The organism is Streptomyces sp. NPDC033216, assembly GCF_055577115.1.
On sequence record NZ_JBVIQK010000001.1, the window covers coordinates 1 to 23,340 of the forward strand.

Annotated in this window: 21 protein-coding genes; 13 read left to right on the forward strand and 8 right to left on the reverse strand. The window is 70.7% G+C overall.

The window, feature by feature from the left end; all coding sequences use genetic code 11:
- On the forward strand, positions 1-342 hold a 342-nt coding region (locus ACZ5Y0_RS00005), incomplete at its 5' end, for a sigma-70 family RNA polymerase sigma factor (protein WP_469126346.1).
- Positions 343-1,325: 983 nt separating this feature from the next.
- On the opposite strand, the gene ACZ5Y0_RS00010 is transcribed toward ACZ5Y0_RS00005, so the two are convergent.
- Positions 1,326-2,537, reverse strand: coding sequence for a phospholipase D-like domain-containing protein (locus ACZ5Y0_RS00010; protein ID WP_469126347.1), 1,212 nt, complete (start codon positions 2,535-2,537; stop codon positions 1,326-1,328).
- Positions 2,538-2,994: 457 nt separating this feature from the next.
- On the opposite strand from ACZ5Y0_RS00010, the gene ACZ5Y0_RS00015 reads away from it, so the two are divergent.
- Positions 2,995-3,450, forward strand: coding sequence for a lysozyme family protein (locus tag ACZ5Y0_RS00015; RefSeq protein WP_469126348.1), 456 nt, complete (start codon positions 2,995-2,997; stop codon positions 3,448-3,450).
- Positions 3,451-3,733: 283 nt separating this feature from the next.
- Here the strand turns inward: ACZ5Y0_RS00015 and leuE are convergent, their stop codons facing one another.
- Positions 3,734-4,384, reverse strand: coding sequence for a leucine efflux protein LeuE (leuE, locus tag ACZ5Y0_RS00020; RefSeq protein WP_469126349.1), 651 nt, complete (start codon positions 4,382-4,384; stop codon positions 3,734-3,736).
- Positions 4,385-4,556: 172 nt separating this feature from the next.
- On the opposite strand from leuE, the gene ACZ5Y0_RS00025 reads away from it, so the two are divergent.
- The 3 genes from ACZ5Y0_RS00025 to ACZ5Y0_RS00035 all read left to right on the forward strand — a co-directional run bounded on the left by ACZ5Y0_RS00025 (position 4,557) and on the right by ACZ5Y0_RS00035 (position 6,360).
- On the forward strand, positions 4,557-4,688 hold the full coding sequence (locus ACZ5Y0_RS00025) for a hypothetical protein (protein WP_469126350.1): 132 nt from the start codon (positions 4,557-4,559) through the stop codon (positions 4,686-4,688).
- Positions 4,689-4,946: 258 nt separating this feature from the next.
- Positions 4,947-5,783, forward strand: coding sequence for an alpha/beta fold hydrolase (locus ACZ5Y0_RS00030; protein ID WP_469126351.1), 837 nt, complete (start codon positions 4,947-4,949; stop codon positions 5,781-5,783).
- On the forward strand, positions 5,776-6,360 hold the full coding sequence (locus ACZ5Y0_RS00035; RefSeq protein ID WP_469126352.1) for a TetR/AcrR family transcriptional regulator: 585 nt from the start codon (positions 5,776-5,778) through the stop codon (positions 6,358-6,360). The genes ACZ5Y0_RS00030 and ACZ5Y0_RS00035 overlap by 8 nt, the downstream gene beginning before the upstream one ends.
- Positions 6,361-6,867: 507 nt before the next feature.
- On the opposite strand, the gene ACZ5Y0_RS00040 is transcribed toward ACZ5Y0_RS00035, so the two are convergent.
- Positions 6,868-7,776 (reverse strand): NAD-dependent protein deacetylase, encoded by a 909-nt coding sequence (locus ACZ5Y0_RS00040; protein WP_469126353.1) that lies wholly within the window; start codon positions 7,774-7,776, stop codon positions 6,868-6,870.
- A gap of 751 nt (positions 7,777-8,527) precedes the next feature.
- Positions 8,528-9,541, reverse strand: a complete 1,014-nt coding sequence (locus tag ACZ5Y0_RS00045; RefSeq protein ID WP_469126354.1) for a LacI family DNA-binding transcriptional regulator — start codon at positions 9,539-9,541, stop codon at positions 8,528-8,530.
- A gap of 310 nt (positions 9,542-9,851) precedes the next feature.
- On the opposite strand from ACZ5Y0_RS00045, the gene ACZ5Y0_RS00050 reads away from it, so the two are divergent.
- The 4 genes from ACZ5Y0_RS00050 to ACZ5Y0_RS00065 all read left to right on the forward strand — a co-directional run bounded on the left by ACZ5Y0_RS00050 (position 9,852) and on the right by ACZ5Y0_RS00065 (position 14,727).
- Positions 9,852-11,165 carry an ABC transporter substrate-binding protein gene (locus tag ACZ5Y0_RS00050; protein ID WP_469126355.1) on the forward strand — a complete coding sequence of 438 codons (1,314 nt, stop codon included), beginning with the start codon at positions 9,852-9,854 and terminating at the stop codon, positions 11,163-11,165.
- Positions 11,166-11,256: 91 nt separating this feature from the next.
- Complete coding sequence (locus tag ACZ5Y0_RS00055; RefSeq protein ID WP_469126356.1) at positions 11,257-12,252, forward strand: carbohydrate ABC transporter permease; 996 nt, start codon at positions 11,257-11,259, stop codon at positions 12,250-12,252.
- 12 nt (positions 12,253-12,264) lie between these two features.
- On the forward strand, positions 12,265-13,188 hold the full coding sequence (locus ACZ5Y0_RS00060; RefSeq protein ID WP_469126357.1) for a carbohydrate ABC transporter permease: 924 nt from the start codon (positions 12,265-12,267) through the stop codon (positions 13,186-13,188).
- A 96-nt stretch (positions 13,189-13,284) separates the two neighbouring features.
- Positions 13,285-14,727: a GH1 family beta-glucosidase gene (locus tag ACZ5Y0_RS00065; protein WP_469126358.1), complete on the forward strand. Its 1,443-nt coding sequence runs from the start codon at positions 13,285-13,287 to the stop codon at positions 14,725-14,727.
- 110 nt (positions 14,728-14,837) lie between these two features.
- On the opposite strand, the gene ACZ5Y0_RS00070 is transcribed toward ACZ5Y0_RS00065, so the two are convergent.
- On the reverse strand, positions 14,838-15,827 hold the full coding sequence (locus ACZ5Y0_RS00070) for a Gfo/Idh/MocA family protein (RefSeq protein WP_469126359.1): 990 nt from the start codon (positions 15,825-15,827) through the stop codon (positions 14,838-14,840).
- Positions 15,828-16,104: 277 nt separating this feature from the next.
- On the opposite strand from ACZ5Y0_RS00070, the gene ACZ5Y0_RS00075 reads away from it, so the two are divergent.
- From ACZ5Y0_RS00075 to ACZ5Y0_RS00085, 3 genes are all read left to right on the forward strand, one after another.
- Positions 16,105-16,602, forward strand: coding sequence for a hypothetical protein (locus tag ACZ5Y0_RS00075; protein WP_469126360.1), 498 nt, complete (start codon positions 16,105-16,107; stop codon positions 16,600-16,602).
- 568 nt (positions 16,603-17,170) lie between these two features.
- Entirely contained in the window at positions 17,171-18,805 is a 1,635-nt protein-coding gene (locus ACZ5Y0_RS00080; RefSeq protein WP_469126361.1) for an alpha/beta hydrolase, read from the forward strand.
- Between the two features lie 131 nt (positions 18,806-18,936).
- Positions 18,937-19,773, forward strand: a complete 837-nt coding sequence (locus ACZ5Y0_RS00085) for an endonuclease/exonuclease/phosphatase family protein (RefSeq protein ID WP_469126362.1) — start codon at positions 18,937-18,939, stop codon at positions 19,771-19,773.
- Between the two features lie 97 nt (positions 19,774-19,870).
- Here the strand turns inward: ACZ5Y0_RS00085 and ACZ5Y0_RS00090 are convergent, their stop codons facing one another.
- The 3 genes from ACZ5Y0_RS00090 to ACZ5Y0_RS00100 all read right to left on the reverse strand — a co-directional run bounded on the left by ACZ5Y0_RS00090 (position 19,871) and on the right by ACZ5Y0_RS00100 (position 21,365).
- On the reverse strand, positions 19,871-20,254 hold the full coding sequence (locus ACZ5Y0_RS00090) for a VOC family protein (protein WP_469126363.1): 384 nt from the start codon (positions 20,252-20,254) through the stop codon (positions 19,871-19,873).
- A gap of 340 nt (positions 20,255-20,594) precedes the next feature.
- A complete protein-coding gene (locus ACZ5Y0_RS00095; protein WP_469126364.1) occupies positions 20,595-20,858 on the reverse strand; it encodes a dihydrofolate reductase family protein in 264 nt (87 codons plus the stop codon).
- A 303-nt stretch (positions 20,859-21,161) separates the two neighbouring features.
- The gene (locus ACZ5Y0_RS00100; protein ID WP_356568314.1) at positions 21,162-21,365 is read right to left on the reverse strand and encodes a cold-shock protein; all 204 of its coding nucleotides are present in this window, start codon (positions 21,363-21,365) and stop codon (positions 21,162-21,164) included.
- Positions 21,366-22,130: 765 nt separating this feature from the next.
- Between ACZ5Y0_RS00100 and ACZ5Y0_RS00105 the strand changes: the two genes are divergently transcribed.
- Positions 22,131-23,054, forward strand: coding sequence for an immunity 49 family protein (locus ACZ5Y0_RS00105; protein ID WP_469126365.1), 924 nt, complete (start codon positions 22,131-22,133; stop codon positions 23,052-23,054).
- Positions 23,055-23,340 lie beyond the last annotated feature (286 nt).

Genomic DNA, 23,340 nt, shown 5'->3' on the forward strand with positions numbered 1-23,340 from the left:
CTGCCGGAGGACGAGGTCGTCGAGGCCCAGCTGGCCTCCAACGGCTACACCTCGGCCTCCCTGGACGCGGCGATCAACGGCAGCGAGGACGGCGAGGCCGCGCTGGCGGACTTCATCGGCGACGAGGACGCCGCCCTCGGCCTGATCGAGGACTTCCACGCCCTCGCGCCGATGATCGCCGCACTCGACGAACGAGACCGCAAGATCATCCACTGGCGGTTCGTGGAGGAACTCACCCAGGCCCAGATCGGCGAACGCCTCGGCGTCTCCCAGATGCACGTCTCCCGGCTGATCTCCCGTCTCCTGGCCCACCTGCGCGAAGGCATGCTCAGCACCGCCTGACGGCCCCCACCCGCCCACCGGAGGGCAGCTCGGCGCCCAACGGGGCGGGGAGACGTAGGGCCTGGTCAGCGACATCTGCTTGACGGTCGTGCGTAGTTGCGTAGCGAGGCGCTTCGGTGCTCGGGCTGCTGTTCTCGGGCTGGGCGAAGGACCACATCGACAGGAAGCCGACCGAGGGCGGCCCGTGGTTGCCGCGGCAGGGACAGGGTGCCTTCCGCGTGGCGTGAGGGATGGGACGGAGCCGTCACTCACATCCAGTACGTCGAGCATCCGCGACCTCAACCGACCCCGCCCTGGAGCAAGCGACACCGATCGCGCACGTCAACCTCCGCCGCACCGCAGTGCCCTTGCTGATGTCGATGGGCTGCGGGGCGGTGATCCAGTCGCTGCCGTCCGTGTGACACGGCACCGTGCGTGGCGTTGGCTCCGGACGGCGCCGCACGGCACGGCGTAGGTGGTGGAGTGGTACTGCCTTTCCGCTGGAGGATGTCCACTCCGTGTCCGACGAGAGTGCCGGGCCGGAAGCCGGGGGCGGGCCGGCGCCGGGTGGCGGTCTCAGGGCCGTCTGACGGCGAAACACTTCGGTCTCCTGCCGCGGATCGTCGTAGGGGTGGATCTCGCAGGGGGTCCGGGACCGTGTCCGGGAAGGGGGCGGTGCGCAGCGTTGCACAGCCAGGTAGTGGCTGTTCGACCGGACGGTGGCCGGGTGGCCGCAGGGGCCGTCGACGCAGGTTCCCGCAATGGTCGCGAACCCGAGGCTACGAATGCCCAGCATCGCGGGCGGGGGTGCTTCCCGGCCCGATGCCGGGCTCTGCCCGTGCGGCGTCTTCGGCATGATGATCCCCTGCCGGTCGCGGCGGGCAGCGGTTCCGACCTGTTGTCGGAACCAGAGACTCGGCTCACGCCTTCCGCGCGCAGGTGTCACCACTCGCCCGGCACCTGAGGTCCGCCCGCGTGGGTGAGGGCCGCCGGGAGAGGGCGGCCTACAGAAAGCGCCGGATGGGGAGGACCGCGGCCTCCTTGGCGCGTTGCACCACTGCCCGTCGTCTCCATCGAGTCACGTCGATGTCCACGCTGTTGCGCAGGTCCGCCTCGTAGTCGCGGTCGAGCGAGGCGGTGAACTCCTCGTCCAGGACCGCGAGCATCACCTCTTCGTCGTGGTCCATGGACCGACGGTTGAAGTTGGTGGACCCGATGAGGGAGGCGACCGAGTCCACGGTGATGATCTTGGCGTGCATCATGGTCGGCTGGTACTGGCGGATGTGCACGCCGGCCTGCAACAGGCGCGTGTAGTGATGCTGGCCGGCGAGCTGGCAGGCGCGCTGATCGGTGTGGGGGCCGGGCAGCAGGATCTCGACCCGCACACCGCGACGTGCGGTCTGGCACAGCAGGTCGATGAAGTAGGTGTCAGGGGCGAAGTAGGCGGTGGCCAGCCGGAAGCGTTCCTCCGCGGAGCTGAGCATGACCCGGATGAGGGTCTGCATGTCCTGCCAGCCGATGCTCGCGGAGCCGCGCACGACCTGCACCACGGACGAGCCGGCCTGCGGGTGTTCCGTGAAGCGGTCGCGGTCGTCGAAGAGTTCGTCGTGGCATTCGGCCCAGTTCTGCGCGAACGCGGCGGCGATGCCGTCCACGGCCGGGCCGCGCACCTGGACGTGCGTGTCACGCCACTCGCCAGGGTTGCGGGCGTCGCCACTCCATTCCTCGGCGATGCCGACGCCGCCGGTGAAGGCGGTGTCTTCGTCGACGATGAGGGCCTTGCGATGACAACGGTGGTTCTGCTTGAACGGCGACAGACGCCCGGGCCTGCGGAACCAGGCCACCTGCACGCCCGCGGAGCTCATGAGGTCCAGCAGCCGCCGCTCGATCCTCTTGGCGCCGAAGCCGTCGAGGAGCAGGCGCACGCGCACCCCCGCGCGAGCGCGGTCGGCCAGCGTGGCCGCGAAGTCGTGGGCGATCTGACCCCGCCAGTACACGAACGTCATCATGTCGATGGTGTGCCGAGCCGAACGGATCGCCCCGAGCATCGCTGGGAAGATCTCATCACCGTTGCGCAGGGGCACCAGGTCGTTGCCTTCGGTGGCGGCCACGCCGATCAGTCGCTCCAGGCGACGGCGCAGGCGCTGCTTGCGCGCTGCCACTGCGTCAGGCGCGGTGTCGCCAGGCAGCGGTGCCGCTATGTCGTCGAGTATCACGCCGAATCTCCCACTGAGCCATGATGGCGAACGTCACGGGCTGCTGTGCGAGCCCGAACAACCACCTTCCCGGACGGCACGGCGGCACTCCCGCCATCTGCCCGGACCGGGCCGCCGTACGCGTTCGCCGCCGGAGGGACGCGGCCGCGACCTCGCCGTCATCCGAGAACCCCTGACCGCACGCTCGGCGGCTGGAGCAGCGGACACGAAACGGCGAGCGGGGCGCGCTGGATTGACCCCGGGCCTGGGGGGCACGCGCACCTCACAGGGACGGCCCTGCCGTCCAGGCGAGGTCGGGCGGCAGGGGAAAGGCGAGTTCAGGATGGCTGAGCGACCGACGGGATCTGAACAAGGACCGAAGGGCCGCGGTGACGTCCGGAGGCCGCCGCTGCGGCCCGGAGGCTACGATCCGGCTGACTACGCGGCGTATGTGACGCGCTGTGCCACGGAGGTCGGCGTGTCACCCGTGCTCGTGATGACGGTGCTCCACAACGAGGCGTACAAGCCGCACCATCCGCTGCTGGAGCGGCTGTGGCAGTGGTGGAAGCCCGGGGCGTCCTTCGGAGTGGCCAACATGCACCGAGCGGCGTTCGAGCGGGTGCGACGGACGCACGGCCTGTCGAAGGACTGGAGCGACCTGCGCGACGACCCGGCCTTCGCCATCCATGTGGCGGCCTTGCATCTGAAGGACCTCGACCGGACTCTTCCCGGGCGACACGTGCGCCGTTACACCCGCGACGAACTCCTCGCCCTGGGCTACAACACGGGCGAGCGCAACATGCGCGCCTTCGCCCGGGGGGTCCCGCCCGGCCCCATGGCACGGTCGTACCTGCGCCGTTTCCGCGCCTACCGCAGCCGGGCCACCGCGGTTCTGGCGGACCACGGCAGGCGGCGCGACGCCGCCTCCGGCTGAGCGGCCCGGTCGTCGCCGGTTCGGCCTGACCACGCCTGCGCCGGGAGGCGGTCGATCGGGGCGGAGCACGCACGCTGTGCGCTTCGCCGCGGCGCGTCTGGAAGAACGGGGTGGATCCCCCTGAGGTGCCCGTCCGGTGCCCGCCGCTGACGGTGCATCAGCCGTGAGCCTGATGACAAGCGTCCGACTGCCGTCGATGACGCCCTTCGCGACAGGGACGAGACCACGACGACACCAGAGGGCGCAGGGCCGATCCCGCCCGGGCGGGAGGACGTGCTTCGGCTCAGGTGCCGGCCAGCGACAGTTTGAGGGCGAACCCGAGGAAGAGTGCCCCCGCGGCCGACGTCGCACCCGCCGCCAGCCGCTTGCGCCGCCGGAACGCCGCCGCCAGCCGCGTCCCGCCGAAGATCAACGCGCTGAGGTACAGGACACTCGCCAGCTGCGCGAACAGGCCCAGGACGACGAAGGACAGTGCCGGGTAGGCGTAGCCGGGGTCGACGAACTGCACGAAGAAGGCGACGAAGAAGAGGATCGCCTTGGGGTTGAAGAGGCTGATGACCAAGGCCCGACGGAAGGGCCGCTCGTCGCCGGCGGTGCCGGACCGGAGGCTGGACGTGTCCCGCTCCCGTCGGCTGCGCCACAGCCCCCACGCCGCCCGGAGCATCCCGACGGCCAACCAGGTCAGGTAGCCGGCGCCCGCGTATTTCACGATGCCGAAGAGCACGGCGTTGCCCTGCAACAGCGAGGCGACACCGGCTGCGGAGAGCGTCATCAGCACGGTGTCCCCGCACCACACGCCGGCTGCGGCGGTGTAGCCGGCCCGCACCCCGCGCCGGGCGGCCACGGAGAGGACGTACAACGAGTTGGGGCCGGGCAGCAGGACGATCAGGGCGAGGCCTGCCAGGTAGGTGGGGAGGTCGTTGACACCGAACATGGCAGGAAGTGTCGCACGTCGTAACGATCCTCCCAGGGGCGTTTCGCGAAGCCCCCTTGAACGGGCGGGGAGACGTTCAGGACCCGGAGAAGGCGGGCGTCCAACTGATCGTTCCAGGATGAGTTGAGCGGCAGGACCTGGGTCCGCTGATCTTCGTGGGCAGGGTGTCCGGGTGCGTGCCGATCTTGTTCCGGATGACGCGTGGGAGCACTTTCGCCCGTTCGGCCTGATCGCGTCCGTTTCCGGTTCGCCACCGGAACGCGAGGACTGGCAGCACTGGCCCGATTTCCGCACCGGCCGCTGAATGGGCATGCCTGCCCCGAGGACGCGGAGGCCTTCCGGGAATCGGGGAGCACCTCCCGAACGGGCATTACCGGAGTGACGACGACGCGGACCCGGCCGGGCCGCGCGTCGGCTCATTCCCTACCGCTCCCCTGGACCGAGCTGGACCTTCGCCCCCACCTGGCGCCGACCGGGGTTGACTCTCGTGGCTATGGGTATTAGCTTTTAGCTAGTCGCATTAGCTTATAGCTATTGCGCTTAACGAGAGCAGGGAGATGTCATGGCTGAGTTCGTCTCCGTCCCGGGCGGCACCATCGCCTACGAGGCCGCTGGAGAGGGGCCGCTGGTCGTCCTGGCCCACGGCATGGGGGACAGCCGCACGGCGTACAGGTTCGTCCTGCCGCGCCTGGTGGCGGCGGGGTATCGAGTGGCCGCGGTCGACCTGCGGGGCTGTGGCGAATCGAGCGCGCAATGGCCTTCCTACTCGCGCACCGCCATCGCGGGCGACCTGCTCGCGGTGATCCGCCACCTCGACAGCGGCCCGGCCGTCCTGGTCGGCCACTCGATCTCCGGCGGTGCCGCCACCATCGCGGCCGCCCAGGAGCCCGGCCTGGTCAGGGGCATCGTCGAGCTGGGCCCCTTCACGCGCGCGCAGTCGATCAAACTCGGCGACTTCCGCTCGAAGAGCTACCGCAAGGGTGCCTTCCGGCTGCTCGGCGCCAGCCTGTTCGGCAGCGTGGGACTGTGGTCCCGCTATCTCGACCACGCCTACCCGGGCCGCAAGCCGGCCGACTGGACGGAGCGGCTGGCCCGCATCGAGACCATGCTGGGCGAGCCGGGCCGGATGCGGGCGTTGCAGAAGATGGGGCAGTCGGCCCCGACCGACGCCGGCGCCCAGTTGGGCAACGTACGGTGCCCTGCCCTGATCGTCCAGGGCTCGCTCGACCCCGACTGGGTCGATCCGCACGCCGAGGGCGAGGCGATCGTGGCCGCGATGCCGACCGGTGTCGGACAGCTCGCGGTGGTCGAGGGAGCCGGCCACTACCCGCACGACCAGTACCCCGAGGAGACGGTGTCCCTCATCCTGGCCTTCCTGGAAGCACACGTCCGTGCCTAGGGCGGGCCTCGACACGAGCGCCGTCGTCGCGGCGGGAGCGGCGCTCGCCGACGAGGTCGGATTGGCGGGCCTGACCATGGGTCTGCTGGCCGACAGGCTCGGCGTACGGCCGCCGTCCCTGTACAAGCACGTCGGCTCCCTGCACGAACTGCGGCACGGCATCTCCGTCCAGGCCAAGCGCGAATTCGCCCATCAGCTGGCCCGGGAGTCCGTCGGCCGTTCCGGCCCGGACGCGGTCCGGGCGTTCGCCGACAGCTACCGCCACTGGGCCCTGAAGCATCCCGGCCGCTACGCCGCCACCGTCCCCGCTCCGGCGGCCGGTGACGAGGAGGACCGCCGCGTCAGCGAAGAGGCGTTGCAGGTCCTGCTGGACGTCCTCGCCGGTTTCGGCCTGCCCGACGCGCGCGTGGTCGACTCCGCACGGGCACTGCGATCAGCACTTCACGGGTTCGTCACCCTTGAGGGCGCCAGCGGCTTCCAGATGCCCCGCGAGGTCACGCGGAGTTTCCACTTCCTCATCGACACCCTGATCGCCGGCTTTCAGGCCGATCGCCCTGATCACGCCTCCGAAGAGTGACACGGCCGCCACCGATCCCTCCCCCTCCACCTCACAGACCCCGGTGAACGGGAAGACTCCGGCTGAGCCGTTGCCCGAGGCGCCCTCTGCCGATCGCGGTCAGGAGGCCGCCATAAGCACCGTGAGGACGAAGACGGGCCGGGGGACGACCATGACCGAGGCGGCATGCGCTTCGCCGGCGAGGTGACGCTTGGGTGTGCACCCCTGGGCCCTGTGGTCGCACCCCTTTCGCCGGCGATCGGCGCCGTCCTGCTGCTGATCGGGCTGCCTGCCGTCTTCAGCACCCCGGGCGACCGGCCCGGCGGAGACGCGCCCGTTGCGGTGCCGGAGCCGGACCAAGAGCAGCACGCACACGGACACCCGGCCCACGAAGATCACCGGACGCGAGTCCTGCCACTCACCTCGTCCTGAAACGGTCAGTCAGGGCGTGGAGCGGACCGCGCGGCCTTCTCAGGCGCACGGACCCACCAGTGCGCAAAGGGGATCTCCGCCCTCAGCGGCGCGCCATCACCCTGTTCGGGCCGCCTCTTCGTCGTCGACGGGGATGCCCAGTCGGCCGGTCACGGTGGTGAGGGCCGTGCCGAGCGGGAGCGCGACCCGCGCGGTGGCGTGCCGGTCGCCCCGGGTGGGGGCGAGGTTCACGATGAGCACGGGTTTTCCGGCATGAGCCGCCTGGCGGACGAACCGGAGCCCGGACATCACCGTCAGCGAGGATCCCAGGACGAGCAGTGAGGTCGCTTCACGCACCAGTTCGCGGCAGTGTTCGACGCGCGAAGGTGGAACGGCTTCGCCGAAGAACACCACGTCCGGTTTGAGGATGCCGCCGCAGTCCGCGCAGGGCACCACGCGAAAGTCTCCGACCTGGTCGTCGGTCAGATCGGCGTCGCCGTCCGGATTGATCCCGGATGCCACCGGCGCGTAGCCCGCGTTGGCCTCCTCCAGCCGCCGGGCGAGCTCACGGCGTGGGGTGAGGGCGCCGCAGGACAGGCACACCACCCGCGCCAGGCTTCCGTGGAGTTCGACGACGTCCTCACTGCCGGCGGCCTGGTGCAGGCCGTCGACGTTCTGAGTGATCACGCCCGAGAGCAGTCCGTGTCGGCCGAACGCGGCCACCGCCCGGTGCCCGGCGTTGGGGCGGGCGCGCCCGAAGGTGCGCCAGCCGAGGTGGCTGCGTGCCCAGTAGCGCCGTCGCGCCTGGGCGCCGGCGGTGAAGTCCTGGTAGGTCATCGGGGTGTGCCGGCTCAGGCTTCCGTCCTCGCCCCGGTAGTCGGGGATTCCCGACTCCGTGGAGATGCCCGCGCCGCTGAGGACCAGCACACGGCCGGTGCCGAGCGCGTCGACGACCGGCTCCAGATCCGTGGTGCCCGGCGGCAGGTCCTCGGTGGGGGTCCAGCTCAGAGTGGGACGCATGCGCATGCAGCCAGGGTACGGAACCGGCTGCCGCCACCCCCTTCCGCCCGTGCTCTCCGGCTGGAGCGGGGGAGGAGAGGAAGGGGGTGGCGGGGCAGGCGGCGCGCACAGGGTCGGGAAACGGGGCGCCCTCAGCCGGTTGCGCCGAGGCCGGGGCCGCCCGCCCTGCCGCCGTCGGTTCTGGAGGGCGCGAACGTGCCTTCCCGTCGGGAGACGGTGTCACCGCCGGGACGACGGGGTCTGTCGAAGGCTTCGGCGGCACCGGTCGGAAGAGCTTGCTGCGTGGCTACCACCTCGCTGCCCGGGTCGCGTCTGTACCGGCGCTCACGAGGGCTCGGCCACGTCGGGAGCCACCGGCTGTTCGGTCCGGCCGTGGCGCCCGCCGGCGAGGGGCGACGCGTCTCGCATTCGGCGCCGGACGTGCCTGTCAGCGTCTCCCTCGCTCCCCGGCCTCCCTGCTCGGCCTCGCTCCCCGGCCTCCGTTCCCGGCCTCGCTCCCCGGCCTCCGTTCCCCGCGGCCCTCCTCGGCCGCCCGGCCTGCCGGCGGCCGTCGACTCCGTGCCGTCGACTCCGTGCCGTCGACTCCGTGCCGTCGACTGCCCGGCTGCCGCCTGCCCCGGTTCTGAGATCGCGACGCCCCCTGCTCGCAAGCCACCGCGACCGGCACGCCTGTCAGTGGAAGGCCCGCGGCTCGGGGCGTGCGGCTGCGGGGTCTCGAGAGGGCGGACGCCAACGAGACCCCGGTGCTCGCGGCACGTCACGACGACTCGCGCACCACCAACTCGGTCGCCAGCGTCAACTGCTGTCGGCCCGCGCCGTGTCGCGTGATGTCGGTCAGGATCCGGGCCATCGTCCGGCCCAGTTCCTCGACGGGTTGACGCACCGTGGTCAGCGGCGGGGCGGTGTGGCGGGCGAGGACGGAGTCCTCGAATCCGACGACGGCGACATCGCCCGGTACCTGCCGCTTGTGGCGGCGCAGTTCGGTGAGGGCGCCGACAGCCATGAGGTCCGAGGCGGCGAACACGGCGTCCAGATCCGGCGCTCGTTCAAGAAGGGAACGCATGGCTCGACGGCCCCCCTCTTCGGTGAAGTCGCCTGCCTCCACCAGGCGTTCGTCACCGCACACCCCTGCGTCGCGGTGGGCGTCGCGCCAGCCGGCGAGCCGGCTCCGGCCGACGTCCATGTCGAGTGCCCCGGTGATGGTGGCGATGCGGCGGCGACCCCTGTCCAGCAGATGCCGGACGGCCGCGGCGGCACCCCCGGCGTTGTCGGAGTCGACGTAGCTGAGTCGCTCCCGTTCGTCCCGACGGCCGGCCAGCACGGTGGGGAGCCCCATCTCCTCCAGGATGCCGGGCAGCCGGTCGTTCGCGTGGACCGACACCAGCAGTACGCCGTCGACCCGGCGGGTCGCCACCGACGCGGTCAGCTGGTCCCGCTCGAGCTGGTCGCGGACGAGCGTCAACTGCAACTGGGTGCCGGTGTCGGCGAGCGCCGCGCTCACGCCGCGGATCAGGGCGGCGAAGAACGGCTCCGATCCGAGTCGGCTCTCGGATTCCGGGATCACCAGGGCCACCGAGTCGGTGCGGCTGGTCACCAGGCCACGGGCCACCGAGTTGGGGATGTAGTTCAGCTCCTTGATCGCCGCCAGGACCCGCTCGCGGGCGTCTGTGCTGACGAGGTCCGAGCCGTTGATGACGCGGGACACCGTGGTCCGCCCTACCCCGGCGCGGGCGGCGACGGTTTTGATCGTGGGCTGGCGGTTCCCTGTCATGTGCTCCTCCGGGCGGCTACCGCGGCGGCAGCGCCGCGGACGTGACCAGCGGCAATTGTGGCAGACGCCACCACGGCGGCAGCAGCCTCATGAGGTCATGAAGCGAACGACGGACGCCCGGTTCGGCAACGAATCGTTTTCAAGTCATTGACATAAGCGTTCACGGCCACGAGTCTTCCAACCGCTGGTGGGCACGTTCCCACCCATGGTGGGAACGTGCCCACCAGCTCCGCCGCCCGTCGTCCCGCCGCAACCACCCTCACCCACATCGCCACTCCGGTGCGTCAGCGCCGTCGCTTGGAGGAAGAACATGAGCACTGTCCACACGTCATCGCGCACCAGAGCGGCCGCGGTCGTCGCGGCAGCCGGTGCGCTTGCGCTCGTCGTCGGCTGCGGTGGCAGCGACGACTCCGCCACGGGCGGCGGCAAGAAGGACGGCAAGGTCACCATCACCATGGGCATGTACGGCGTCATGGGCTTCAAGGAGACGGGCCTCCTGGAGCAGTACGAGAAGGAGAACCCGGACGTCGACATCAAGGCCGAGGTGGCCGGTGACGAGCAGACGTACTACACCGCCCTACAGACGCGGTTGGCCGCGGGCAAGGGGTTGAAGGACATCCAGGGCATCGAGATCGGCCGGGCCAAGGAGATCGTCGACACCCAGTCCGGCAAGTTCGCCGACTTCTCCGACGTGACCGGCACCGACCACTTCCTGCCGTGGAAGCAGTCCCAGATCACCACCGAGGACGGCAAGGTCCTCGGTCTGGGCACCGACATCGGCCCGATGGCCGTCTGTTACCGCAAGGACTACTTCGAGAAGGCCGGACTGCCCACCGACCGCGAGAAGGTCGCCGCGCTCTGGGAGGGCGACTGGAAGAAGTACGTGGAGGTCGGGCGCACCTTCAAGAAGGACTTCAAGGGTGACGGAGTGGCGTACATGGACGCGGCCAGCGGCCTGTTCAACGCCATGGTCTACGGCTACCCCGAGCAGTACTACGACGCCAAGGGCGACCTGATCTACGACACCAACCCGGCCGTCAAGGAGGCCTGGAACCTCGCCGCCGACGCCGCCGAGGCCGATCTGACCGCCAAGCTGCGCCAGTTCCAGCCGGGTTGGGATCCCGGTCTGGCCAACGGCACGTTCGCCACGGCCGTATGCCCGGCCTGGATGCTCGGTCACATCGGGGAGAAGGCCGGTGCGGCGAACAAGGGCAAGTGGGACGTCGCCAAGGCGCCCAAGGGTGCCAACTGGGGTGGTTCCTTCCTCGGCGTGGTCGAGCAGAGCCCGGTCAAGGAGGAGGCCAAGAAGCTCGTCGCCTGGCTGACCGCGCCCGAACAGCAGGCCCACATCTTCCAGAAGCAGGGGAGCGTCCCCTCCTCGCAGCAGGCGCTGGAATCCCCCCAGGTACAGGACGTCACCTCCGAGTACTTCAACAACGCCCCGATCGGCCGGATCTTCGGCGCGGCCGCCCGCGAGATCCCGGACAAGCAGGTCCTCGGCCGCAAGGACGGCACGATCAAGGACACCTTCTCCCAGGGCCTGACCCTGATCGAGCAGCAGGGTGCCTCACGCGACAAGGCCTGGAAGACCACCGCGGAGCGCATCGAGAAGGCGGTCGGCTGACCCGTCGCCTCCGGCCGCCCCGGGCCCGCCCGCACGTCACCGGCGGGCCCGGGGGACCGGCTCACACCTCTGCTCACAGGAAGGAACTCCGGTGGCCACCTCCACCAGCAACGCCTCGTCCGGCACGGGGCGTCCACGACCGTCCCCCGAGCCGGACGGCGACGGCCCGGGCCGACGGCTCGGCGCGCTGCTGCACCGGCTGGACGTCAAGGGCGCACCGTACGCGTTCGTCGCACCGTTCTTCGTCGTGTTCGCCGCGTTCAGCTTCTACCCCCTCATCTACACCTCCTGGATCTCCCTGCACCGGGTGGAACTGGCCACCCTCGACGTCATGGAGTGGGTGGGCTTCGACAACTACGTCGAACTCTGGAACGACGCCCGCTTCTGGAACGCCACGGCGAACACCATCACCATCGGTGTCATCTCCACGGTGCCGCAGCTGCTGATGGCGCTCGGCCTGGCCCACCTGCTCAACTACAGGATGCGCGGCTCGCTCTTCTTCCGCATCGCCTCGCTCGTTCCCTACGCCACCTCGGTCGGAGCCGCCGCCCTGGTCTTCACCATGCTGTTCGAACGTGACTTCGGGATGATCAACTGGACGCTCGGTCTGGTCGGTGCGGACCCGGTCGACTGGGAGGCGGACAAGTGGCCGGCCCAGGTCGCGATCTCCACCATCGTCATCTGGCGCTGGACCGGGTACAACGCGCTGCTGTACCTGGCGGCCATGCAGGCCATCCCCGCCGACCGCTACGAGGCCGCCGCCATCGACGGCGCCTCCCGCTGGAAGCAGTTCACGAACGTCACCGTGCCAGGGATCCGCTCCACCATCGTCTTCACCATCGTCCTCTCCACCATCGGCGCGACGCAGCTGTTCGGCGAGCCCCTCATCTTCGGCCAGGGGCCCAACGGCGTGACCGGAGGCGCTGACAACCAGTACCAGACGCTGGGTCTGCTGCTGTACGAGGAGGGCTGGAAGAACTACCAGATGGGCCGCTCGGCGACCGTCGCCTGGGCGATGTTCCTGCTGCTCGTCCTCGTCTTCGCGGCGCAGCGCCTGATCAAGCGCCTGCGCTCCCGCACGCCCTGACCAGGAGTCGTCATGACCACTGAAAGCCTCCCGGTCCGGAGGGACGCCCCGGCCCGGACCGCCCCGAAGGAACCCGCCGTCCGCGGCGGCCGCCGGCTGCTCGGCCCCCGCGCCGGCCGCCAGCACCACGCGGGCCCGCTCGCCTACGCCCTGTTGGCGGTCACGGCCATCCTGTCGATCTTCCCGCTGTACTGGACGATGGTGGCGGCCTCGACCGACAACACCCGCGTCAGCCAGACGCCGCCGCCGTTCCTGCCCGGTCCGAACCTGTTCAGCAACCTCGCCCGCGCCTGGGACGAGGCGGCGATGGGCAAAGCCATGATCAACAGCCTGATCGTGGCCGGTGTCATCGCCCTGTCCACGGTCATGTTCGCGACGCTGGCCGGCTTCGCCTTCGCCAAGCTGCGGTTCACGGGCCGCAACGTGCTGCTCATGCTGGTGATCGGCACCATGATGGTGCCGCCGCAGCTCGGTGTCGTGCCGCTGTTCATGATGATGTCCGAGCTGGGCTGGTCGCAGGAACTGCCCGCCGTCATCTTCCCCACCCTGGTGAGCGCGGTCGGCGTCTTCTTCATGCGGCAGTACCTGTCGGAGGCGCTGCCGGACGAGCTGATCGAGGCAGCGCGCGTGGACGGCGCGCACTCGCTGCGGATCTTCTGGAGCATCGTGCTGCCCGTGGCGCGCCCCGCGATGGCCGTCCTCTTCATGATCACCTTCGTGCACGCCTGGAACGACTTCTTCTGGCCGTTCGTGGTGCTCGACATGACCAACCCGACGGTCCCCGTGGCCCTCACGCAGCTCAGCGCCGGCTACGTCCGGGACCAGTCCCTCATCATGGCGGGCGCGCTCCTCGGCACGCTGCCGCTGCTGGCCATGTTCGTCGTGTTCGGCCGCCAGATCGTCAGCGGCATCATGGCGGGCGCCGTCAAGGGCTGAGCAGCCGCACCGGCCCCGCGGACAGTCACCGGCCCCGTCCGCACCCGGCCCGCACGCACCGCCGGTCACCGAAGAACCCCACTCGAAAGGACTTTCGTGGTCACCGCAGCACAGCAGCAGACCGACTCCGCCCCGGACGCCCCCCGCACCTTCCCGAAGGGCTTCCTCTGGGGCTCCGCGACCGCCTCGTACCAGATCGAGGGGGCCGCCGCGGAGGACGGCCGCACGCCGTCCATCTGGGACACCTACGCGCGCACCCCCGGCAGGGTCCGCAACGGCGACACCGGTGACATCGCCACCGATCACTACCACCGCTGGCGCGAGGACGTCGCCCTCATGGCCGACCTCGGCATCGGCGCCTACCGCTTCTCCCTCGCCTGGCCGCGGATCCAGCCCACGGGCCGCGGCCCCGCCGTGCAGAAAGGCCTCGACTTCTACCGGCGCCTCGTCGACGAACTGCTGGAGAAGGGCATCCAGCCCGTCGCCACCCTCTACCACTGGGACCTGCCGCAGGAACTGGAGGACGCCGGCGGCTGGCCGGAGCGAGCCACCGCCGCGCGGTTCGCCGAGTACGCCGCCCTGGCCGCCGACGCCCTGGGCGACCGGGTCACGACCTGGACCACCCTCAACGAGCCCTGGTGCAGCGCCTTCCTCGGCTACGCCTCCGGCGTGCACGCCCCCGGCCGCACCGACCCGGTCGCGGCCCTGCGCGCCGCCCACCACCTCAACCTCGGCCACGGCCTGGCCGTCCAGGCACTGCGCGACCGCCTCCCCGCCCTGGCGCAGTGCTCGGTCACCCTCAACATCCACCATGTCCGCCCGCTGACCGGCAGCGACGCCGACGCCGACGCGGTCCGCCGCATCGACGCGCTGGCCAACCGGGTCTTCACCGGACCGATGCTGGCGGGCGCCTACCCGGAGGACCTGTTCAAGGACACCGCGGCGCTGACCGACTGGTCGTTCGTCCACGACGGCGACCTCCAGCAGATCCGTCAGCCGCTGGACTTCCTCGGCGTCAACTACTACACGCCCACCCTCGTCTCCCGCGCCGACGGCAGCGGCACCCACACCTCTGACGGGCACGGCAGGAGCGCCCACAGCCCCTGGCCGGCCGCCGACGAGGTCGCCTTCCACCAGCCCCCCGGCGACACCACCGCCATGGGCTGGGCCGTGGACCCCAGCGGACTGTACGACCTGCTGCGCCGCCTGGCGTCCGACTTCCCCGAGCTGCCCCTGGTCATCACCGAGAACGGGGCCGCGTTCGACGACTACGCCGACCCCGACGGCAACGTCAACGACCCCGCCCGCATCGCCTACGTGCGCGGCCACCTGGCCGCGGTCCACCGGGCCATCGCGGACGGCACGGACGTGCGCGGCTACTTCCTGTGGTCGCTGCTGGACAACTTCGAGTGGGCGCACGGCTACAGCAAGCGCTTCGGCGCCGTCTACGTCGACTACCCGACCGGTACCCGCATCCCCAAGGCCAGCGCCCGCTGGTACGCCGAGGTGGCCCGCACCGGCATCCTGCCCGGCGCCTGACCGAGAGCCGGTACGGCACCCCCGTCGCCGCCCCGCACGGTGCCGCACCACCAGCCCGCCCCCGCGTCCCGGTCCACCGGGGGCGGAGGCGGGCTCGTCCCGCTCGCCGCTCACTCGCCGGGGTAGCGCACGCCGATCCGTGCGCGGACCCCGTCCAGGGTGTCCATGACCGCGAGGGTGCCGGTCAGCGGCACCAGCGGTGACTCGGTCAGGCCCGAGCGCAGGCACCGCATCACCTCCCGCGCCTGGTGGCCATAGCCGTTCCCCCGCTGCGACGGCGCCGCGAACGTCTGCGGCTCGTGGCCGTCCCGGTGCAGTACGAAGGAGGACGGGTTGTAGAAGTCGGCCGCTATCTCGACGCGTCCCGCCGTGCCGTACACCGCCGCCCGCCGCTCGTCGCCGGCGAGCAGGGAGCACGACAGTACGGCCATGGCTCCGCCGGAGTGTCCGAGCAGGATGCCGGTCTGCTCGTCTACGCCCTGCGGCGAAAGCCGGGCGTGCGCCGTCACGGCCTCGGGGGCGCCGAGGAGCAGGTGCGCGAAGGAGACCGGGTAGGTGCCGAGATCCAGCAGGGCACCACCGCCGGCCGAGGGGTCCCAGAGCCGGTGCTCCGGCGGAGCCGTCACCCGCCCGCCGAAGTGGGCGTGCAGCGCGCGGATCTCGCCGATGGCGCCGTCGGCCACCAGTTCCGCGACGCGGCGTATCAGTGGATTGACGTACGTCCACATCGCTTCCATGAGGAACAGGTCCTGCTTGGCGGCGAGTTCGGTCATGACGCGGGCCTGGCGGCCGCTCAGTGCGAACGGCTTCTCGCACAGCACCGGCTTGCCCGCTTCCAGACAGGCGGTCGTGGCCGCCATGTGGTGGGCGTGCGGCGTGGCGACGTAGACGACGTCGACCTCCGGGTCCTCCGCGAGATCCTGCCAGCTGCCGTGTGCGCGGGGTATGTCGAACCGCTGCGCGAACCGCCGCGCGCCGGCCTCCGACCGGGATCCGACGGCGGTCACCTGGGCCTCCGGCTCATTCAGCAGGTCTTCGGTGAAGGCGGCGGCCATGCCGCCGGTGGCCAGGATTCCCCAGCGGATGGTCTGCTCGCTCACGTACGGCTCCTGTTCGGCACGAGGACGGACTGCCTCGTACTCTATGGGCACGTTCCCACCCCTGGTGCGGCAGTCCGCCTGGCGGGACCCGGGACCTTCGGCCACCGCTTCGGCGTCAGCGCGACGGCGCTCCGCCTCGGGGGCGTTCAGTGGCGTCGCCGGGTGTTGTCACGTGACGGCCTCTGGCGAACGCGCGTAGACCTCGGGCACTATCGCACTGCACCACCTGCACCACCGCCCCACAGGAAGCACGGTCGTCCGCAGGAAGGGGTTCCCCATGAAGTTCCGCTCCGCACTGACCGCCCTCGCGCTCGTGGTCGCTCCCGGTGTCGCCGTCGTCGGCACCGCCACCGACGCCTTCGCCGTCACCAAGATCAGCCACGCGACGGCGACCTCGATGTTCCGCGAGGTCGGTATCACCTGGTCCTCGTCCGGCAACTGCTCCGACCGCAACAACTCCACCTGTACGTCCTTCGAGCAGCTGAACCTCGCCACCGCCCAGGGCGCGCAGACACTGAAACGGGCCACCGGCTGCGCGCTCAACATCACCGGCGGCACGGAGACCGGCCACGCCGGCGGCACCTACTCGCACTGGAACGGCTACAAGCTCGACTACGGCAAGAGCACCTGCGTCACCAACTACATCAAGAACACCTTCACCTACATCGGCCTGCGCGGCGACGGCGCCCCGCAGTACCGCTCGGGCTCCGGCAACATCTACGCGGACGAGGGCAACCACTGGGACGTCCTGTACTACAACTGCGGCGGCTGCTGACCGCCGCGCCGAAGGATCGCGCGCCGCCCGCCGAACGGGCGGTTCCCGGTGCCTTCGAGGGCGCTGTCGAAATGGCGCTCCGGATGTCCCCACCCGAGCGGACCCGCACGCGCTTCCCCCTCCAGCGGCCCCAGCGTGGACGTGGCGGAGTGCGTGCGGGCGACATTCGGTTCCCCTGTCCGCCGGTTGGGCGCGGCGGGGGAGAGGCCCGAGGAGCGGGTAGCGGCCGCCGGCCGATCGGCGCGGTCGCTGCCTCCCGGGCTGCCCCGCCCTCCGGAGGACACGGACGTCGGGGGCCCACTTCCCGACCGGCGGCGGTTCGAACCTGGGCTGTGCGTCCTGTGAACCATGCGATACCTCCCCCACAGGGCGGGCAGGTGGTCCGGCGGGCGGGGCCGGTGCGCTGCATCCGTTGAACAGCCGGACGCTCCCCGGATCGAGATCAGTCGGTGGAAAGCCGGCCACGGTGGCACCGATCTCACTCTTTTCCCCTCTGTTCAGTTGGCCGAACTCACCTCGCACCGTGAGCCCTTGGCCGTACATCGACCGACTCAGGGGGAAGAGGACCATGACCACTCCACATCACATACCGAGACGCTTCGGGCGCCTCACGGCCGTCGGAGCCGCCCTGACGGCGCTCATGGCCGCCGTCGCGGGGACGACGGCCCAGGCGTCGGCCTCGCCGAAGACTCCTGAGAAGCCGACCGTGCCGTTGCTCGCCTGGGCCGACTGCCAGGGCGGCTTCGAGTGCGCGAACGCCGACGTCCCGCTCGACTACCGCGAGCCGCAGGGCAGGACCATCACCCTCGCGGTGGTCCGGAAGAAGGCCGCCGACCAGACGAAGCGCAAAGGCACGCTCTTCATGCAGCCGGGCGGCCCCGGCAACTCCGGTGTGGACTTCGTGCGGAACAACTACGCGGACCTGCCGGCCGCACTGCGCGACTCGTTCGACGTCTTCGGCTACGACGTCCGCGGCGTCGGCCGCAGTTCGCCGCTGACCTGCTTCGACGACGCGCGGTACACGCGGGCCGTCACGGAGGCGAAGGGCGTGCCCGGGCCGGACGCCTTCGAGCCGGCGCTGCGTGAGGCCGCCGAGTTCAACCAGGCCTGCGTGGACAACGCGGGTGACCTGCTGCCCTACATCGGTACCGAATACGTCGCCCGGGACGTCGACCTGCTGCGGGAGGCGCTCGGGGAGCGACAACTCACGTACTACGGACGGTCGTTCGGTTCGTACATCGGGACCGTGTACGCCGCCATGTTCCCCAAGCGGGTGCGGGCCCTGGCCCTCGACGGCGCGTACGACCCGGTGCACTACGCCAACCGTCCCTACGCCTATGACCGCCCGCAGTACCTGGCACTGGACGGCGCGATGAGCCGCTTCCTGGACTGGTGCGCCGCCGATCAGGCCACCTGCGGCTTCGGCGACGGCGACCCACGGGCGGCGTTCGAGAAGCTGAAGGCCGACCTGGACGCCGACCCCGTTCCGACCGCGAACGGCGGCCGGGCCAACGGCTACACCCTGGCCTACCGGTTGATGTTCAACATCAACCAGGGGAAGGTCATCTGGCCCTCGTTCGGTGCGGCACTGCGCAAGGCCCAGCTGCGGGACAACACCTCCTTCCTGCTGCGGCCGCCGTCCCCGGCCAGCTTCGACTTCCTGGGACCGAACGTGGCCGTCGAGTGCGTCGACCGGGACTACCCGCGCGACCTGCGCCTGCTGAAGCGGAATGTCACGGCCAACGCGAAGGCGGCGCCACTGCTCGGTCCGGCGATGGCGTACGGCCCTCCCACGTACGACCACCAGCACGCCACCGCCTGTGCCCAGTGGCCCGGCGAACACGTCAGCCGCTACGACGGCTCCTACCGGGCGAAGGGCTCGGCGCCGATCCTCGTCCTCGGCACCACCGGTGACCCGGACACCCCGTACCGGGACGCTGTGGCGCTGTCCCGGAGGCTCGACAACGCCTCGCTGCTCACCTTCCAGGCCGAGGGCCACACGGCGTTCGGCCGCAGCGTCTGCGCGACGGACGCGGTCGTCGGCTACCTGCTGGACCTCGAGGTACCGGCCTCGGGCACCACGTGCGCGGACGAGACGCAGCCGCCTTCCTCCACACCGAAGACGGCCCCGCCGGGCACGACGCTCAGCGAACTCCGTAACGGTGTCGACGAGCGCGCCGAGCGGTTGGGCGCCGTGAGCTGACTTCCCGTACCGCCCCGGAGGCGCCGGCCTGTCCCGGCCGGCGTCTCCGGCTTCGCCGTGTTGCCGACCACCCGGTCCCGTAACCTCGTGCGTGGAGGCTTCGGTTGCCGTGTGCGGGTGAGGGGGCGACGGTGTTCGGAAGGGGCACGCCGTTGCTCGTGGGCGCCCTGGCCGTGGCCTGCGTGGTGCTCGTCGGCCCCAGCGTGCCGACCGATGCCCCCTTCGTGAGGTCACGGCCCGCCGATCCCGTCAGGGAGGTCGTACCGAACCGGGTCATGACGTGGAACCTCTGCAACCCCTGCGAGACGAGCGACGTCGACCGGGCAGCGGAGATCGCCGCGTACGCGCCCCAGGTCGTCGGCCTGCAAGAAGCGTGCGTACGTGACGTCGAGAGGATCCGGGATCACCTGGAGAGCCGCCACGGGCTCGTCTACCACGTCGCGTACGGGACGGTCCTGCGGAACTGGGGCCGCTGTGGGGGAGCGCCGTGGAGTCCGGGAGCCTACGGTCAGGCGGTGCTCTCGGCGGCACCGATGACCGGCCGCGTCAGCGTGGAGTATCCCGACGGCGGATCCGAGGACCGTGGGTACATGGCGGTCACGACGATGGTGGGCGGCCGGCCCGTCCGGGTCTTCAACACCCACCTCGCCGAGCGACGTCAAGAAGCGGTCCGGGCGGAGCAGACCGGCATACTCGCCGCAGCGGTCGCCCGGCACGACCGCGCGATCGTTCTCGGCGACTTCAACGCGGTTCCGGACGCTCCCGAACTCACCCACATGTGGGCACTGGCCGCCGATGCGGACCCCCAGTGCCGTCCTTCGCCCGCGGCCGCCTGCGAGCCGACCACCGACTGGCACAGCAAGTTCGACTACGTCTTCTTGCGAGGCATCACCCCGCTCGAGCACCACGTGCGACCCACCCCGTACTCGGACCACCATCCGCTGCACGCCGACCTGGACCCGGCTTGAGGCGCGCTGACGACCCCGCTGCCCTCCCTCGTCGGAAGCGGCGACCTCGCGGGCGCGCACTCGAACAGCCGGGCGGCTCGGCGTCAGGCGGAGGTCGTCAAAGGGGCTGGAGTCGGGTGTGCAGGAGGCAGAACTCGTTGCCTTCCGGGTCGGCCAGGACGTGCCAGTTCTCGGTCCCGGTCTGGCCGACGTCGGCGGGCCTGGCCCCGAGAGCGAGCAGCCGCTCGAGCTCGGCGTCCTGGTCGCGGTCGGTGGCGTTGACGTCGATGTGCAGTCGGAGCTTCGCGGGCCGTGGGTCGCTGCTGGGACTGAGGATGAGGGTGGGCTGCGGACCGCCGAAGCCGGTGTCGGGCGGTCCGATCTCGATGCTCCCGTCGTCCTCCCGGCCGAGTTCGACGTAGCCGAGGACCTCGCTCCAGAATGCGGCCAGCCGGTCGGGGTCGGCGGCGTCCAGGACCAGCTCACTGATGCGGCATGCCATGCGGCCAGTGTACGTGGACGACCCGAGTGTCGGGCACAGACAGTCACTGCCGCGTGCGGTGCGGGTGACGGCGCTGGGATGCGGCGCTTCGGGGAGGCGAACGGTTTGCCGTCCTGCCGTGGCCGGCTTCGACTCCGACCCGGAACTGGTCGTAGAGGCACGGAGCGTCGTGGCTTCGGTGCTGGACGCGGAAGGTCTCCGGGCGGAGTCCAGGGACAAGGTCAGCTCCGCTTCGCGATCCACGGCCTGGGGCCGCAGCGGAAGTATCGTGAGTGCCGTTCCGCGGTCCGGTCCTCGAGCGAGGCGGTTCACAGACCCGCGCGGGTGAACGTCACATGTGTCACGCCGCTGGGCAGGAGGCGGCTTCGACCTCGTAGTTCCTCTCGAGGTTCTCCAGTCCGTCCCAGAGGCGTACGCCCCGGCCGAGAAGGACGGGGACCACCACGATGTGCAGGTGGTCGATGAGCCCGGCGGCGAGGAAGTGGCGGATCGTGGTGGGTCCTCCGCCGATGCGCACGTCCCGGCCACCGGCGGCCTCACGGGCCGTCTCGAGCGCCTCCGAGGGCGAAGCGTCGAGGAAGTGGAACGTCGTGCCGCCCTCCATCAGCAGTGCTACAGCAACTCCAAGCGGGTCAGACCCGCGGGAAGCACGCCCTCGATCCCTGGCGCCAGGAATGTTCGTGACCCACCGCGCGATGCTCCGCTGTCACCCGAGGGACGGTTGCGTCTCGTCCAGCGGTGCCGGAACCGCCTGATCCCCCACATGGCGGCCCACATGGGCATTTCCCGAGCGTGCGCGTCGACATGGGTCAACCGCCGGTCATCCCGGCATGCGACGGTGGGCGGGCCGCCTCGGTGTCCGTCTCCCCGCCTGGGAGGGGAGACGGACACCAGCGTTTCAGGGTCGTCAGGCCGGAGTGATGTTCTCCGCCTGCGGGCCCTTCTGCCCCTGGGTGACGTTGAACGTCACCTTCTGGCCCTCCTGAAGCTCACGGAACCCGTGACCTTCGATGTTGGAGTAGTGGGCGAAGACGTCCGGGCCTCCACCGTCCTGCTCGATGAAGCCGAAGCCCTTCTCGGCGTTGAACCACTTCACGGTTCCACTGGCCATGCGTGTCCTCCACGGGGACTCGTAAGGGGCTCCCGCACGGCGCGGGAGCCAGAGGTGATCGACGGGTCCTCAGCGGCGCTACACAGCAAAACCGCCCGTGCATTGGCTCACGGGCGGAAGGTACTTCGGAACCACGACAGCTGACTGCGACGCTACACGCCTTGCGCGGCCACCACCAGCAGAACTACTCCTTCGGCCGATCCGCAGGCCTGTTCGTGCCCGGCGCGCCGGCGGTCAGCACGAGTTCAGTGGCTCGGGTGCCGACGGAATCGCCAGTTCGGGCCGCCGAGTCGGGCTCCTTGGGCTTCCGGCCCGCAGGATGGCGGGCTCGTGTGCCGAGGCCGCCAGTTCAGCCTTCGAGCCCGCGTCCTGATTACCGATGTGACTGCCGACGGCTGTTCTGCGCGCGGGTGATGTCCGTGTGGGGAGTGGGCCGTCGTCCTGACCTGGTGACTTCCGACAGGGATTGTCTCGTCGGCGGCGACCACCGGCCGTTCACGTGACAGACGTGGAGTCGTCGCCGTCACGCCGCTGACGTTCGCCGGCTCACCCCGGCAACGGGTCCGGCGTCCGGGCAGGCCGCGGCCGCGAACCAGTGCTTGGGAACGCCGACCGCTGATCCCGTGCCGGGACGGTGCCGCCGACCGGTCCGGCGGGATCGGGAACGCGGACCTCGCACGATCCGGCGTAGCCGTTCGCCGCAACCCGACCTGACCGAGGAGCCGCGCGGGACCGCTGTCGGTGGGGACTGCCAAGATGACCGGTATGACGATGAGGGAAGTGACCCGTCACGCGGTCACGGAGCAGCGGATCGAGCAGGCCGTGGAGGACATGTGGGGGCGGGCCCACAGTCAGTGGCACGGAATGCGCTACGGCGACGTGCCGTTGCGCCGTGGGCTCACGGACCTCGGCGCGGAGTTGGCCGACCACGTGGCCGCACGCAGCGTGGCGGACCCCGCCCTGGGTACGCCGGACTCGCGCACCGCTCTGCTCACGGCGGCGGAGTGCGCCCTGGGGGTGCTGGGCCTCGCGTGTTTCCCCGACGGCGACTTCGAGATCCGTCTGCCTCTCGTGAGGGCGGTCCTCAGCAGCGAGGAGCTCCACTACGAGGAGAGGCGGGAGCCGCTCCATCCGACGACCACGGCACGAACCTGGACCGATGCGTTCGCGTGGGCCGTGATCAGCGGCCTGATATGGGATCAGAAGCGAGTCATCGGACCCCTGCTGAGCCAGGACTACGCGCCCGCCATCCGTGACGGCGTGCCGTACTCGGAGCGGGAATCGGTGTCCAGCCCCGCGGACCTCGCCGAGATGGACGCACTGTGCGCCTACCTGACCATCGTGCAGGGACCCTACCCCGGCGCGCTGCCCGGTCCGGTGCCGCTGGCCAAACCGGACGCCGCCGAGCGGGCGCGCACGGCCGGACAGCTCGATGAGGCCGCGCCGCTGACGCCCGATCAGCGGTTGTTGCGCGTCCTGCTCGACGACGACCAGGCGGCGTTCGAGCAGGCCCTTCACGAACGACTCGTCGCGCACCGCGAGAGCGTCGGCCCCGACCCGGCCGCCAGGACCCTGCTGCCCGTGGGAACCGTCACGCTGGCCGCCCTCGCCCGTCTCGCGCACGGCTGGCAACCGGGCGTTCGGTCCGCCTACCTGCCCGGAGCGTCGGTGAGCGCCCCGCAGGGGTGACCGGCCGCCGACCGCACCGATCCCTACCTGGCGCCGGGCACTCAGGAGCGAGACGACCGTGCCGGTCGCCGGGCGACGAGGGGGACTGTGACCAGCGGCCGGGCCGTCCCTCACCGATCCCGGCTGCCGATCAGCATCGCCCGAGCGCTCCGGGATCCGGTGGATCCCAGCCCGTCGGGATCACGGCGATCTTGCACGACCTCGGCGATGTCGACGAGGGCGCCCACCACCTCAGGCCGGTCCGTCCACCGGCAGACGGACGGCGGGCCGCTGCCTGATGGCCGCG